14 protein-coding genes are annotated in these 13,979 nt (G+C 45.8%); 2 read left to right on the top strand and 12 right to left on the bottom strand.

What is annotated here, in order from left to right; genetic code table 11:
- Positions 1 to 33: 33 nt before the first annotated feature.
- The 10 genes from uspE to ccoN all read right to left on the bottom strand — a co-directional run bounded on the left by uspE (position 34) and on the right by ccoN (position 8,794).
- The gene (gene uspE / locus ORJ01_RS00825; protein ID WP_306176615.1) at positions 34 to 966 is read right to left on the bottom strand and encodes a universal stress protein UspE; all 933 of its coding nucleotides are present in this window, start codon (positions 964 to 966) and stop codon (positions 34 to 36) included.
- A 97-nt stretch (positions 967 to 1,063) separates the two neighbouring features.
- The gene (fnr, locus tag ORJ01_RS00820) at positions 1,064 to 1,768 is read right to left on the bottom strand and encodes a fumarate/nitrate reduction transcriptional regulator Fnr (protein ID WP_226750972.1); all 705 of its coding nucleotides are present in this window, start codon (positions 1,766 to 1,768) and stop codon (positions 1,064 to 1,066) included.
- A gap of 35 nt (positions 1,769 to 1,803) precedes the next feature.
- The gene (locus tag ORJ01_RS00815; RefSeq protein WP_306176614.1) at positions 1,804 to 2,478 is read right to left on the bottom strand and encodes a sulfite exporter TauE/SafE family protein; all 675 of its coding nucleotides are present in this window, start codon (positions 2,476 to 2,478) and stop codon (positions 1,804 to 1,806) included.
- Complete coding sequence (ccoS, locus tag ORJ01_RS00810) at positions 2,468 to 2,647, bottom strand: cbb3-type cytochrome oxidase assembly protein CcoS (RefSeq protein WP_306176613.1); 180 nt, start codon at positions 2,645 to 2,647, stop codon at positions 2,468 to 2,470. Before ccoS ends, ORJ01_RS00815 begins: the two co-directional genes overlap by 11 nt.
- Positions 2,644 to 5,031: a heavy metal translocating P-type ATPase gene (locus ORJ01_RS00805; RefSeq protein WP_306176612.1), complete on the bottom strand. Its 2,388-nt coding sequence runs from the start codon at positions 5,029 to 5,031 to the stop codon at positions 2,644 to 2,646. The genes ccoS and ORJ01_RS00805 overlap by 4 nt, the downstream gene beginning before the upstream one ends.
- Positions 5,032 to 5,039: 8 nt before the next feature.
- Positions 5,040 to 5,525 (bottom strand): FixH family protein, encoded by a 486-nt coding sequence (locus ORJ01_RS00800; protein WP_226750976.1) that lies wholly within the window; start codon positions 5,523 to 5,525, stop codon positions 5,040 to 5,042.
- 66 nt (positions 5,526 to 5,591) lie between these two features.
- Positions 5,592 to 6,566, bottom strand: a complete 975-nt coding sequence (ccoP, locus tag ORJ01_RS00795; protein WP_306176611.1) for a cytochrome-c oxidase, cbb3-type subunit III — start codon at positions 6,564 to 6,566, stop codon at positions 5,592 to 5,594.
- Positions 6,559 to 6,741, bottom strand: a complete 183-nt coding sequence (locus ORJ01_RS00790; protein WP_226750978.1) for a cbb3-type cytochrome c oxidase subunit 3 — start codon at positions 6,739 to 6,741, stop codon at positions 6,559 to 6,561. Before ORJ01_RS00790 ends, ccoP begins: the two co-directional genes overlap by 8 nt.
- A 5-nt stretch (positions 6,742 to 6,746) precedes the next feature.
- Positions 6,747 to 7,355: a cytochrome-c oxidase, cbb3-type subunit II gene (ccoO, locus tag ORJ01_RS00785; protein ID WP_226750979.1), complete on the bottom strand. Its 609-nt coding sequence runs from the start codon at positions 7,353 to 7,355 to the stop codon at positions 6,747 to 6,749.
- A gap of 11 nt (positions 7,356 to 7,366) precedes the next feature.
- The gene (gene ccoN / locus ORJ01_RS00780; RefSeq protein ID WP_226750980.1) at positions 7,367 to 8,794 is read right to left on the bottom strand and encodes a cytochrome-c oxidase, cbb3-type subunit I; all 1,428 of its coding nucleotides are present in this window, start codon (positions 8,792 to 8,794) and stop codon (positions 7,367 to 7,369) included.
- 284 nt (positions 8,795 to 9,078) lie between these two features.
- Between ccoN and ORJ01_RS00775 the strand changes: the two genes are divergently transcribed.
- Positions 9,079 to 9,504, top strand: coding sequence for a hypothetical protein (locus ORJ01_RS00775; RefSeq protein WP_306176610.1), 426 nt, complete (start codon positions 9,079 to 9,081; stop codon positions 9,502 to 9,504).
- A gap of 84 nt (positions 9,505 to 9,588) precedes the next feature.
- On the opposite strand, the gene ORJ01_RS00770 is transcribed toward ORJ01_RS00775, so the two are convergent.
- Together ORJ01_RS00770 and gap are read right to left on the bottom strand one after the other, a co-directional pair.
- On the bottom strand, positions 9,589 to 10,440 hold the full coding sequence (locus tag ORJ01_RS00770; RefSeq protein ID WP_306176609.1) for a D-hexose-6-phosphate mutarotase: 852 nt from the start codon (positions 10,438 to 10,440) through the stop codon (positions 9,589 to 9,591).
- Positions 10,441 to 10,538: 98 nt separating this feature from the next.
- Complete coding sequence (gap, locus tag ORJ01_RS00765) at positions 10,539 to 11,546, bottom strand: type I glyceraldehyde-3-phosphate dehydrogenase (RefSeq protein ID WP_226750983.1); 1,008 nt, start codon at positions 11,544 to 11,546, stop codon at positions 10,539 to 10,541.
- Positions 11,547 to 11,754: 208 nt separating this feature from the next.
- On the opposite strand from gap, the gene malQ reads away from it, so the two are divergent.
- Positions 11,755 to 13,947 (top strand): 4-alpha-glucanotransferase, encoded by a 2,193-nt coding sequence (malQ, locus tag ORJ01_RS00760; protein ID WP_306176608.1) that lies wholly within the window; start codon positions 11,755 to 11,757, stop codon positions 13,945 to 13,947.
- Positions 13,948 to 13,979: the final 32 nt, after the last annotated feature.

Below are 13,979 nucleotides of genomic sequence, written 5' to 3'. Positions count from 1 at the left end.
ACCCAACCTCGCGCCTTTACCAAAGTCTGATAATTAGCTTTTTTCAAGCGGACAAATAAAGTCAGCCGGTTTCATGGCTAATACATCGCAATCTAGGCGGTCGATGACATGTTCAGCGGTATTACCAATGATCGCCGCGGATAAGCCCGTACGCCCAATAGTGCCGATAATGACCATTTCGGCATCCAGCTTTTTGGCCAGTTTCGGGATCACGTCTTCGGGCATACCTTCTAACACATGACATTGCTCGTTACTAATTTGATGTTTTTCGGCCAGACTTAATATCGCATCTTTATGATGGCGGCGAAGGGTGTCATTGTATTCTTGTGGATTAAACTCGGGGATCTCAATCGCGATATTCACCGGGGTGCCGGGATAGGCATTGACTAAATGCACCTTAGCATCGAGTAATTGCGACATTTGTTGTGCTTTGTGGATCACCCGTTGATTTAATGACAGGTGATGTTCTTGCTCACTACCCGCATTAACGGCAGCAATGATATTGCCTTTAGCAGGCCATGCATGATCTTTAACTAACAATACTGGGCAAGGACATTTACGCAAAATATGCCAATCGGTCGGCGTAAAAATCATCGATTTTAAAACATCATGATCATGCGTCCCTTTGATCACCAGATCATAATCATTATCTAAGACGGTTTTCACCACGGCTTCAAAGGGGCGATTGTGCCAAACCACGTGCATTTTGATGTTTAAACCCAAGGCGCTGGGTTGTTCTAAAAAGGTTTTGACCCAAAGCTCGCGATCTTTAATCACCGACTGTTTCATCGATTCGCGCTCGTCACCCGATAACATGGTGGTCATCTCGTAAGAGAATTCATAAACACTAAGAAAAGCGGTCAGTTGACAGCCTTGTTTGCGGGCAAGTTCGATGGCTCTATCGAGCGCTTTTTGCTCATCAGCGCTCGGATCTAAAACCACTAACACATTATTGTAAATAGACATTAAAGCTTCCCTCTTAAGTCAATCAGCTTATCTAAGTGTAGACCAAGATAAGCGATTAATAGGGATTTATGTTTGTGCTATATCAAGTTAAAGGGAGTTAACATTGGCCTGAAAGCGCGGTTAAGCTGGGGGCATCCAAAATGGTGATAAGCTTGCCATCAACTTGAATGATTTCATCTTTGTGCATTTTACTCAGCAAACGGCTGATGGTTTCTACGGTCAAGCCCAAATAATTACCAATGTCGCTGCGGGTCATACTGAGCCGGAAGGCTTTTTCAGAAAAACCACGATTGCCATAACGAGAAGCCAAATGATTTAAAAAAGTTGCCAATTTTTGCTCTGCGGTTTTACGATTTAACAGCAACATCATTTGTTGATCAGATTGAATATCTTGGCTCATTAAACGCATCATTTGCTGGCGTAGTTTAGGTAATTGACTTAACAGATTTTCAAGGTTTTGATAGGGTATTTCACAAATCATACCGGTTTCTAAGGCTTCAGCATAGCTGGCATGTTTTTCAGTATTGATGGCGTCAAAACCAATGACATCGCCAGGTAAATGAAAGCCGGTGATTTGCTGCTCACCTTGTGAGGTGAGCGTGAAGGTTTTAAAAGAGCCCGTGCGGATGGCATATAGCGATTTAAGCTCGTTACCGCTTTCAAACAACATATCGCCTTTGTGCAAAGGGCGCTTTCGCTGAATGATATCATCAAGTTTGCTCATTTCTTGCTCACTGAGCGAAAACGGTAAACACAGCTGACTAAAACCGCAATCCTGACAATTTATAGCTGAACGTTGCATCACACACACCCTTTTACCCTTAATAGGGTAACAGCTTAAAAAACTAGTCTATGCAAAGCAAGCCATATCGTGTAAAAACCATAAACCGCTAACAGTAATGCCGCACTGTAACGAAACCATAGTTGGTTTTTTAGTTTGACTAGGCTATTAGCCGCGGAGCCAAATACCAGTAACGCAGGTAAGGTGCCGACGCCAAAAAGTAACATGATCAGTGCACCGCTACTGGCACTGCCGCTGGCTAAACTCCAACTAAGGGTTGAATAAACCAAACCACAAGGCAAAAAGCCCCATAACATGCCATAGCTTAGGGCTTTAACACTGCTATCAAGCGGTAATAAGCGCTTCGTATAAGGTTGGATAAAGCGCCACAAACCTTGCCCTGCGCGCTCTAAACGCGTTAAACCAAACCAAAGCCGGGCAATATACAGCGCCATTGCCAGTAATAATAAGCCGGCCAATAAACGCAACCCAATAAAAGTGGCTCCGGTAATGCCCATGGCGGTCGCACCAAAATAACCGACCAAGCCACCAAAGCAGGTATAGGTAATCAAGCGGCCAAGGCTTAACAACAATTGTAAGCGAAACTTTTGCCAAGCACTTTGGGCCGGCATGGCAAATTGCAAGGCGGCAACAATACCACCGCACATGACTAAACAATGGCTGCTGCCTAAAAAACCAATCAGCAGCGCCGCGACATAATCAATGTTCATCAGGCTTGTTCGGTGGTATCACTTTGGGCTTATCTTCGTCGAACAAGATACTTAAGCCTTCTTTTTCTAAATCTTCAAATTGCTTTGAGCGCACCGCCCAAAAGAAGATACCGATGCCAATAGCCACAAACAGGATGGCAATCGGGATCAGTACATAGATAATGCTCATTTTTTCAGTAACCTCAATGAATTGGATACCACTAACAGCGAGCTAAACGACATGCCAATCACGGCAATGTAAGGGGAAACAAAACCCGCAACGGCTAAAGGGATAATAACCAGATTGTAGCCCACTGACCAGCCAAGGTTCTGCTTGATCACCCGGGAGGTTTGTTTGCCACCTTGAAGAAGGTTTTGTAATAAGCGTAAATCGGCTTTTAAAAATACCACATCTGCTTGGTTTTTCGATAAATCGGTGCCAGATTGCACCGCAACTGAAATATGCGCAGCGTTAAAGCTCGGACTATCGTTAATACCGTCACCCAGCATCAGCACTTTGGCACCTGTTGCGATTAATTGTTGGATCTCGGTGACTTTATCTTCAGGGCTGCAGCCTTTGTGCATAAAGTCGAGTTTTAATGCTGCGGTTAATTGTTCTGCTTGTACCGAGTGATCACCGGTTAACATCCCCAGTTTATAGCCTTGCTGCTGAAGTTGCTGAATTAACGCCGTCGCTTCTTCGCGTAATTTATCTACAAGTTTTAACTTAGCTTGCAGTTGGTTATCAAGAGTAAAATACACCTGCCATTCTGGCTCTGCTGGTACGCCACAAAATTGTGCGCTGCCCACTTTGAGTTGCTGGCCTTGCCAACGAGCACGAATACCGGCGCCAATGGCTACCTGTACGTCGTTTAATGTTAGGGGCTGCGTTAAATACGGCGCAAAGGCCCGGGCAATCGGATGCTCAGAATATTGTTCTAAATTGGCCACTAAGTTAAGTAAATCGGTTTCAGCTAGGGTAGGGTTGACCCTGTGCACCTGTTGTAAGCTAAATTTACCTTCAGTTAAGGTGCCGGTTTTATCTACCACGATATGGCTAATGTTGGGTAAAACCTCAAGCACTTGAGCATTTTTAATCAGCACGCCTTGTCGATTTAATCTGGCCAAGGCACAGGTTATCGCCGTGGGGGTCGCTAAGCTAAGGGCGCAAGGGCAGGTGGCAACTAACACCGATAGGGTGACCCAAAATGCGCGGCTAGGATCCCACCAGAAATACCAAAGTAAGAAAGTGAGCAGGGCGATCACCAATAAACGCTCGACAAAATACTTGGCTAATTGGTCGGTTTTTTCGACTAGTTTCGGTTTTTGGCTCAGCGTCAGTTGTTGTAATTGAATGATTTGACCCAAGCGCGAATGGGCTAAAACTCGGCTTACTTGAACCTGTAATAAACCATCGTGATTAACGCTACCGGCCAATACTGTATCGCCAATTGTTTTACTGATCGCGCGATATTCACCGGTTAACATCGACTCATCAACTGAGCTTTGCCCGTCTTTTACTATGCCATCGGCGGGCAGGGTTTCACCGGCTTTAACTAAGATGATATCGCCCGTTTGTAAGCGCCGAGCCGATGTGGGCTGTGGCCCTTGCTCGGTGTGTAGGGTGGCCGTAACCGGCATGATTTTTAATAAATTACTGGTCGCTTCGCGGGCTTGCGCACGGGCGCGGAATTCAAAGAATTTGCCTAATTGCAGCAAGAAGGTAAACATGCAAACGGATTCAAAATACACTTCGCCGGTTTGCATCGCGGTGGCATACGCAGATGCAAAAAAGGTGTAATACAGGGCCAGCGTAACCGGCACGTCCATATTCATTTGTCGTGCCTTAATACTGCGCCAAGCACTGACTACAAAAGGTTTAGCGGCATACAGCACCACAGGGATCGTTAAAAGCAAACTGATCCAACGCAGATAGCCTTCATGGGCTGTTTCAATGCCAGTGTATTCACCAAAATACAGCGCAAAAGCCAGCATCATCACTTGCATAGTTAAAATGCCGGATACCGCGAGCCGCTTGAGATAACGATTAAGCTCGAGTTTGAATTTGTGCTCTTCTTGATCGGCCACAAAGGGACTGGCTTGATAACCAATATCGTTGATACGTTGTAAAATAGCGCTGAGTGACAGCTGTTTACTATCAAATCGCAGCAACGCTCGCTGGGTTGAGGCATTAATGCTCACACTGTGGAGCTGAGGTAGTTTGCGAAGTTGTTTTTCGATAAGCCAAGCACAAGCTGCACAGCTCATACCACTGATGGACAATTCAATATCGGTTAGCTCATTATGCTGCTGACTAATATCGGCTAACACCGCCTCGTTATCAAATTGGCTTAATTCGGCGCTGAGATCCAAAGGTAGAGCATCGATCTTAGTGGCTGCAGCCGTTCGAAAACGATAATAATCGGCAAGACCATTACTAAAGATAGTATCAGCGACGGCTTGGCAGCCAGCACAGCAAAAATAATGTTCTTGCCCGTCAACGTTTAAAGTAAAACGATCGCCAGTGTGTACCGTTTCATGGCAATGAAAACACCTCACTGCTGCCACAGCCATTATCCTTCTTAATAACCCAGTTTAATTTCTTGTTCTGCCGGCAGTGTTAAGTTGGCGCGCAGTCGCCATTCTTCGGATTTGTCTGATACGGTTAAACGCCAGCGGCCGTTTGGCGTGATCGGTAATGTTGCCACATACAGTAGCTCGCCACTGCGTTCGGCATCAACCGCAAAATCATGTGCGCCTAGGGTAGGGTGGTAAAAATCAAGATGAATAGTTTCACCCAATACTTGGTTTTCAGTAAATCGAATGACCGCCCGGTTACCGGCGACTAAAATACGTGCATCCATATTGCGCAGGGCGGCTTCGCGATATTTCGCCAGTTGCATATTGATACTTTTACCGGCTTGATAATAGTCGTCAATGACGATCTCAGGCTTATGCTGCTGCATCACCACAACGGTGTGAACGGCTTTTAATGCGGTAACCACAGGGATGGCGATTAACACCCAGGTCCAAGCGTATTTATACCAGGGTTTAGTATCTTCTTGCATAACTCACCTCGTTCATAAAACTAAGCCCCTTTACGGGGCTTAGTGCGCTTCGGATTGCTGTGCGGTTTAGCGCAAGTCTTCCGGATTTGACAGTCGGTACACATAAGCCGTTAGGATATGCACCTTGTCTTCGCCTAACGTTGTTTTAAAGGCTGGCATAACACCGTAACGACCTAAACGCAGTGTTTCTTCGATAGTGGCTGAAGAACCGCCATACAACCAAATGTTATCCGTTAGGTTAGGGGCACCGAAAGGTAAGTTGTGCGCAACGCTACCACGACCATCAACACCGTGACAGGCAGCACACATACCAAATTTCGCTTTACCGGCTTCGGCATCTTTTTCGTTAACAGCACGACCTGATAACTGCAGAACATAAGCAGTCATCTCTTTGATGCCTTGGTCACCTAGTGCGGCTTCCCAACCCGGCATGGCGGCTTTACGACCGTGCAATAAGGTTTCTTTGATCTTGTCTGCTGTGCCACCATATAACCAATCGTTGTCGGTTAAATTTGGGAAGCCACGTTGGCCGCGCCCATCAGAACCATGACATAAGGCACAGTTTTGTAAGAACAAGCGCTGGCCAATCTTTAAGGCTTCTGGATCGTAGGCTAGGTCCAACACGTCGCGCTGAGCAAATTGTTGAAATACGGGGCCATAAACTTCATCAGCTTTAACCACTTCCATATCTAACTGTACGTTACGGCCTTCAGCTTGCGCTTGTAATACCGCTTGGCGAGATTCTTCCAAAGATTTGATACCTTGGTTAGAGCTGGTCCAACCTAAGAAACCTTTGTAATTACCTAAACCTGGATAGGCGGCTAAGTAAAACACCGACCAGACTAAGGTGGCAAGGAACATGTAAGTCCACCATTTTGGTAGTGGGTTGTTAAATTCCTTTAAGCCATCCACTTCGTGATCAGTGGTCTCATCTTCAGGCACACCGACATAGTTTTTTAAGTTCCACATGATCAGGACTAAACACAGCACCAATACTGGGATGGTTAGTACCCAAATCCAAAGACTCCAGAAGCTACTCATGCTCCGACTCCCGTTTAGAATGTTGTTTTTTTGATTCTGGCTCGTCATCAAAAACAAGGTTGGCTGCTTCATCGAAATCGGACTTACGTTTTTTACTGTAAGCCCAAATAACGAAAGCAACAAACGCGACGAACAGAATCACTGTCAGAATGCTATGAACTGTTGCAAATTCCATGGCGATTACTTTAAGGCTGTGCCCAGTGATTGCAGATACGCAATCAGGGCTTCCATTTCAGTTTTACCTTGCACTGCTTCAGCTGCACCAGCGATATCTTCATCCGTGTACGGCACGCCGAACTTACGGAATATTTCTAATTTTTTCGCGGTATACTTGCCATCAAGCAGGTTAGCATCTAACCACGGGTAACCTGGCATATTTGACTGTGGCACCACTGAACGTGGATCCATTAAGTGAGCATAATGCCAGTCGTCGCTATACCGTTGACCCACACGAGCTAAGTCTGGACCCGTCCGCTTGGAACCCCACAAGAATGGGTGTTCCCAAACACTTTCACCGGCAACAGAGTAGTGACCATAACGTTCTACTTCAGCACGGAATGGACGCACCATCTGGCTGTGACAGTTGGTACAACCTTCACGAATGAAGATATCACGACCTTCCATCTGCAGCGCTGTATAAGGCTTTAAGCCATCAATCGGTTGCGTGGTTTCTTCCATAAACATCAAAGGCGTAATTTGTACTAGGGTACCGAAGCTGATGGCGACGATAGTTAACACCCCTAACAAGCCCACGCTTTTTTCGACTTTTTCATGATGATTCTTTTGCATGGTCAGTCTCCTTAAGCCGTTGCAACTGCAGGCTGTGCAGCGGGATGTTTACTACTTACCGTTTTGTAGACGTTGTAGGCCATGATTAACATACCTGTTACAACGAATACACCACCGATAAAACGCATCAGATAGAAGGGCATAGAGGCTTCAAGGCTTTGTACAAAACTGTAAGTCAGGGTGCCGTCAGTGTTCACTGCACGCCACATCATGCCCTGCATAATACCGCTGATCCACATAGCAACGATGTAAAGTACCACACCGATAGTGTGTAACCAGAAGTGAGTGTTGACCAGTTTTACGCTGTACATACCGGCTTTATTAAAGACAGTAGGGATTAAGTGGTACATCGCGCCGATTGAAATCATCGCAACCCAACCCAAAGCACCTGAGTGCACGTGGCCGATAGTCCAATCAGTATAGTGCGATAATGCATTAACTGATTTGATTGCCATCATTGGGCCTTCAAACGTCGACATACCATAGAATGATAAGGAAACGATTAAGAAGCGTAAGATAGGGTCGGTTTTCAGTTTATGCCATGCGCCTGACAGGGTCATGATACCGTTGATCATACCGCCCCAGCTTGGTACGAATAAAATCACTGACATCACCATACCTAAAGACTGGGTCCAGTCTGGCAGGGCAGTGTAATGTAAGTGGTGTGGGCCTGCCCAAATATATAACGCAATCAGTGCCCAGAAGTGCACAATCGATAAGCGGTATGAGTAAACAGGGCGGCCTGATTGTTTAGGTACGAAGTAATACATCATCCCTAAGAAGCCTGCGGTTAATAGGAAGCCGACCGCATTGTGACCATACCACCACTGCACCATGGCATCGACGGCACCGGCATAAATGGAATAAGACTTAACTAAATTAAGTGGGATAACCATGCTGTTGACAATGTGCAGCGCAGCAACCGTGATAATAAAACCACCGTAGAACCAGTTAGCCACATAGATATGGCTGGTTTTACGTTTGGCTAAAGTACCAAAGAAAACAATCGCGAACGACACCCAAACGACAGTAATTAAAATATCGATTGGCCATTCTAGCTCGGCATATTCTTTACTTTGGCTAATACCCATCGGTAAGGTAACTGCCGCGGCAACAATAACCGCTTGCCAGCCCCAAAATGTAAACATGGCCAGCTTTTCAGCAAACAAACGGACCTGACAGGTGCGTTGCACAACATAATAACAAGTGGCGAACAAAGCACTGGTTCCGAACGCGAAGATAACCGCATTGGTGTGTAAGGGACGAAGACGGCTGTAGGTCAGCCACGGGGTGTCGAAGTTAAGCGCTGGCCAGTATAACTGGGCTGCAAGTAATACACCCACCACCATGCCAACAATACCCCATAATACGGTAGTGATGGCAAAGAGGCGGACAACGCTATAGTTGTATTCAACATTTAACGGTTTGGTCTGGCTCATGTTGAGTTCCGCTGCAGTTTTGCTGGTTACTAAATATACCACCTTGAGGTGGCCCTTCTTGTGATAGGTAGGTAGTATCGGCACACTATTCATTGTACCTAATCTTACCTACTATATTTGGCTCGAATGATACGAGTTTTACCGGTCAAAAGATAGGTAAAACAACCGTTTTTATGATGTAGAACAAAGTCACTGTTCAATTTATCATCGCTTTTCGGTTGCGCTGGTTTTTTTTATGCTGTTACGGTTAAAATAGTGTTTTAGCACAATCTAGTGGCAATAAATTGTTGATACGAACTGCGCTTAACGTTGTTATTTCTTTACTCTTTTTATTGGCGTTCACAGCTTGTCAACCACCTGCCAAGGATACCAGTCAGCTACTGTTGCTGCAAACCGCGACGCTGCAACTCACGCTCTCTCCAGAGCATGCACCTGTAGAAACCCCTTTACAGCTCCGTTTACAAAGCCAAAAGCCTTTACGAGCCATTAGTGGTGAGCTCCAAGGTATTTCCATGTATATGGGGCGCATTCCGCTAGTCTGGCGCCAGCAAGCAGCAGAACAGCCTGAGGCGTTAACCACTTGGCAGGCCGAGCTGTTCTTGGGCGCTTGTAGCGATCCAAATATGCAGTGGCAATTACAATTGATTTTGGATTATCAAGATGGTGAACGTGAACTGCATCAGCTGCAGTTCACCTCAAGTTGGCGCTAACGCTGTGACTCTGTCTTTGTTAACTTGCAGTGGGTTAGGGTTATCAATCTGCAGTTGTGCCGATTTAATTTGGCGCTAGTGCCGTTACTCTGTTTTTGTTAGCTGCAATGTCTGTGTTAACTGCAATGGGCTAGGGGTAGCAATCTGCAGTTGTGCCGTTTCCACGCAGACAAATTCTTGATAACCGTGATCAGGCAAATCCGCCATCGCTTTGCTACGTTCTGCTGCCGGGTTCCACAGCACGGTGCTGTCATGCCCTTGTTGGTCAATAAGTAGCTGATAGTGACCGCTTTGCATGCTTAATTGCGCTGCTGGCTCAAGATACACCCGATCAATTTCTTGATTAAACACGACGGGTTCCGCTTCAATAAAATGTTGTTGCCTAACCTTATCCATAAAACGCTGACCCAAACCCTGCACAGTGCAAGCGTTCAGGGAGGGCACTTGGAAATAGCTGTGTAAAGCCGCTTGTTGTAACATGGGTTCGTCACATTCGAGTGTGATACTCAGCTTATCGGCATAAAGTCGCAAGCAAAGCGTTAAGCTGAGTGTTTTAGCCCGATGTCCAGGCATATCATCGATACTGATGCTTAAGGTTAGGCTATTAAAGTCGCTGTGCGCTTGGCTGTCGATATAGGTCCACATTCTATTGCGCACTAACCCATGATTGGGTACGGCTTGCTGCTCTGGGTTTAATTTGGCTTCAATTGGACCAAACCAAGGCCAGCAAATCGGTACCCCCCCGCGTAGCGGTTGTTGTTGACGCCAGCTTGCAAGTGGCGATAACCACAGCGTTTCTTGCCCAGGTTGCGGTTGATAAGACAGTAAATGCCCACCATAAAGTGACACCACTAAACTGGCTTGCTGAAACTGTAAGCGATAACAGGGTAGATCGGTCAGATGGGCAAAACCCAATTGTGCGCTTGCGATTGACATGCTATTCCCCAACAACGGTGCTGTGATTATTAAAACGTTATTATAGGCTTAAACGCAAACAGCCAGCAAAGGCTGGCTGTTGTTGAAAAGCGTAAGGCTTAGAACTTCATTAATTCAACGGTGTTATCTAGCATACGGTTGCTAAAGCCCCACTCATTGTCATACCAGCTCATCACTTTGACTAAACGACCCAATACGCGTGTTTCAGTGGCATCAAAGATAGATGACATGGGGTTGTGGTTAAAGTCGATTGATACCAAAGGTAAATCGTTAACATGCAATACCTGATTCATCGGGCTGCTCGCAGCAGCTTGGCGAATAATATTATTCACTTCTTCCGCGTCGGTTTCACGACCGGCGATAAAGGTTAAATCAACCAACGACACATTTAACGTCGGTACCCGTACCGCTAAACCGTCAAATTTGCCTTTTAATTCAGGTACCACTAAACCCACGGCAGCTGCCGCACCGGTTTTAGTTGGGATCATAGACATGGCCGCTGCGCGAGCACGACGCAAGTCAGTGTGATACACATCACTTAAACGTTGATCGTTAGTATAAGCATGGATAGTGGTCATTAAACCTGACTCAATACCCAGCGCCTCATATAAAGGTTTAGCAATCGGCGCTAAACAGTTAGTGGTACAAGATGCGTTAGAAATAATGTTCATCTCTGGCGTTAAAATCTGATGGTTAACACCATAGACAACCGTTGCATCGACATCTTTACCAGGTGCAGAAATAATCACTTTCTTGGCACCTGCGGTTAAATGCGCGCCAGCCGTTTTACGATCGGTAAACAGGCCAGTACATTCTAGTACGACATCTACTTTCAGCTCAGCCCAAGGTAAATCGGCAGGGTTACGAACGCTTAACGTGCGGATCTCATCGTTATTAACATAGATAGCCCGCTCATCATGCTTAACGTCAGCTGCGAAAATGCCATGGGCAGTATCATATTTTAATAAATGTGCATTAATTGACGCATCACCTAAGTCGTTAATAGCAACCACTTTAATATCGTAATTTTTGCTGCTCTCATAGAGTGCGCGTAGTACATTACGACCGATACGGCCGAAACCGTTAATAGCAACACGAATTGACATAAGAACCCCGCTGTTAAGTGCTAGACTAAGTTTTAAAAAGTAATATCAATATAATATGTAGTAAAATTACATTTTTTGCCACATTTTTCAAGCTTGAAAACTGTTTTGTTGGCTTTTTTGTAATTTTATGACATAAATTAGCTCATGACATCGGCATCTATGCCGCTTAGAATGCTTTATATTAGTTCTAATTTGCCAAGGAATTCCAATGGACGCAGCTTTACGGGCACAACTTATCGCTTTTAATGGTATCGAAACACATTTTAATGATGCCTGGGGCCAGCCGACAGAAGTCAGCGAAGTCAATCAATTAGCCTTATTAGCCGCAATGGGTTACCCGGTTGCAGATGATGACGCGACCCGCACAGAATTACTTGAACGACAACTCGATTTTTGGCAGCAGTTAATTGCCCCTGTTTCTGTCCAGCCGGTCGCGGAGCAATGGCAACTTGAAGTGCAAGTGCCATTAGCCTTGGCTAACACAGATTTTGTTTTGCAACTGATCACCGAGCAGGGCAAGGTAACGGAGTATCCGTTAACGCCAGTTAATGGTGAGCTAACGCAAGTGACCGTGCTGCAAGAGGAAGAATATCAGCAATATTTACATGTCTTCGATGGGGCATTGCCGTTAGGTTATCATCAGTTGCTCTTAACCTGCGCGGGCACAGAATTGTCAGTTAGCCAAAAACTGATTATTGCGCCTGAGCGCTGTTATCAACCGCCTGCCTTTACTGAACAAAAACAGTGGGGCACGGCAATCCAATTATATGCGCTGCGTTCAGCGCGAAATTGGGGCATTGGTGATTTTACTGATCTGAATAATTTAGTGCGTTATCTTGGGGCGCATGGTGCTGATTTTGTTGGTTTAAATCCTATTCATGCGCTTTATCCCGCTGTTGCCGATAATGCCAGCCCTTATAGCCCGTCTTCGCGGCGTTGGTTAAATATTATTTATCTTGATGTTACCGCTGTACCGGGCTACGCCCAATGTGCTGTTGCACAACAGCAAGTTAATAACACCGCGTTTCAGACGAAATTAAAAGCGGTGCGTGCCGCAGACTGGGTGGATTACCCCACCGTAATGATGTTAAAACTGCCTGTATTAAAAAGCTTATATCAGTGGCTGCAAACACAAAGCAAAAATCAGTCAAAACTACTGGCTGCGTTTGCACAGTTTAAAGCCGATGGCGGTGAGAGCTTACAGCAGCTAGCCTTGTATGATGCGCTACATGCTTGGCTGTATCAGCAAGACTCACAATATTGGGGTTGGCCAAACTGGCCAGAGCAATACCGTGATCCTAACGATGCCGCAGTACTACAATTTGCCCAAGATCACGCGGCGGAACTCGATTTTTATTGTTACCTGCAATTCCTGGCCACAGAGCAATTAGCGCAGGCGCAGCAACTGGCTAAAGACAGTGGCATGTTGCTAGGTTTATATCGCGATCTCGCCGTGGGCGTAAGCGAGGCATCTACTGAGATCTGGGGCAACCCTGAGTTATATTGTCGTGATGCCAGTGTAGGTGCTCCGCCTGATCCATTAGGGCCGGCCGGACAAAACTGGGGGCTGCCACCAATGAAGCCTTATCAGTTATATCAGCAAGCTTACCAGCCGATGATTGATTTATTTCGCAGTAATATGCAAAACGCGGGGGCGCTGCGCATTGACCATGTGATGGCGCTTCTGCGGTTGTGGTGGGTACCTAAGGCCGCAACTAATGCCGGTGGCGGTGCTTATGTGTATTATCCTATTATGGATTTGCTCGGGATCTTAGCCTTAGAAAGTCAGCGGCAACAGGCGGTAATTATTGGTGAAGACCTAGGTACGGTGCCAGACGGTATTCGCGAGTTATTGCAGCAATTTGGCATGTACTCTTATCGGGTATTCTTTTTTGAAACGGCTGCCGATGGTGGTTATATTTCGCCAGCACACTACCCGCAACAAGCAATGGCGACACTCAGTACGCATGACTTGCCTACCTTAATTGGTTTTTGGCATTGTGAAGATTTAAAACTGGGCAAAGCACTGGGGTTATATCAAGATGAAGCGCAATTAGAGCAGCTTTATCATCAGCGTCATCATAATAAACAACGTATTTTAGATTCTTTGCATGGCCATAACTTGCTACCTGCTGATTACCCCCGTAGTGTTGATCAGCTAGCCATGGACAGGGTACTCAATTTTGCCTTACAGCAACATTTAGCCAGCGGTCGCTCACAATTATTATGTTTACAAATCGAAGACTGGTTAGAAATGACGCAACCAGTCAATGTGCCTGGCACCAGTAACGAATATCCAAACTGGCGACGTAAATTAAGCCGTGATCTGGAGCAATGGACCACCGAAGCACCGATCAATGATTTATTAAAGCAACTCGCACTTCGCCGTAAAGGCCAGTAATTGTGTTGACTCTGGATTAAGCAACAATAATA

The sequence above is a fragment of the Alishewanella sp. SMS8 genome (genome assembly GCF_030737935.1).
Classification (GTDB): domain Bacteria; phylum Pseudomonadota; class Gammaproteobacteria; order Enterobacterales; family Alteromonadaceae; genus Alishewanella; species Alishewanella maricola.
This window is presented reverse-complemented; position numbering and strand designations above follow the sequence as displayed.

Excerpts from the sequence above, each read along its gene's own strand:
- ccoO (WP_226750979.1), bottom strand. The coding sequence starts at position 7,355 with ATGCAAAAGAATCATCATGAAAAAGTCGAAAAAAGCGTGGGCTTGTTA.
- ORJ01_RS00770 (WP_306176609.1), bottom strand. The coding sequence starts at position 10,440 with ATGTCAATCGCAAGCGCACAATTGGGTTTTGCCCATCTGACCGATCTA.
- ccoS (WP_306176613.1), bottom strand. The coding sequence starts at position 2,647 with ATGAGCATTATCTATGTACTGATCCCGATTGCCATCCTGTTTGTGGCT.
- fnr (WP_226750972.1), bottom strand. The coding sequence starts at position 1,768 with ATGCAACGTTCAGCTATAAATTGTCAGGATTGCGGTTTTAGTCAGCTG.
- ORJ01_RS00815 (WP_306176614.1), bottom strand. The coding sequence starts at position 2,478 with ATGAACATTGATTATGTCGCGGCGCTGCTGATTGGTTTTTTAGGCAGC.
- malQ (WP_306176608.1), top strand. The coding sequence starts at position 11,755 with ATGGACGCAGCTTTACGGGCACAACTTATCGCTTTTAATGGTATCGAA.
- ORJ01_RS00790 (WP_226750978.1), bottom strand. The coding sequence starts at position 6,741 with ATGGAATTTGCAACAGTTCATAGCATTCTGACAGTGATTCTGTTCGTC.
- ORJ01_RS00800 (WP_226750976.1), bottom strand. The coding sequence starts at position 5,525 with ATGCAAGAAGATACTAAACCCTGGTATAAATACGCTTGGACCTGGGTG.
- ccoN (WP_226750980.1), bottom strand. The coding sequence starts at position 8,794 with ATGAGCCAGACCAAACCGTTAAATGTTGAATACAACTATAGCGTTGTC.
- ccoP (WP_306176611.1), bottom strand. The coding sequence starts at position 6,566 with ATGAGTAGCTTCTGGAGTCTTTGGATTTGGGTACTAACCATCCCAGTA.
- ORJ01_RS00805 (WP_306176612.1), bottom strand. The coding sequence starts at position 5,031 with ATGGCTGTGGCAGCAGTGAGGTGTTTTCATTGCCATGAAACGGTACAC.
- gap (WP_226750983.1), bottom strand. The coding sequence starts at position 11,546 with ATGTCAATTCGTGTTGCTATTAACGGTTTCGGCCGTATCGGTCGTAAT.
- uspE (WP_306176615.1), bottom strand. The coding sequence starts at position 966 with ATGTCTATTTACAATAATGTGTTAGTGGTTTTAGATCCGAGCGCTGAT.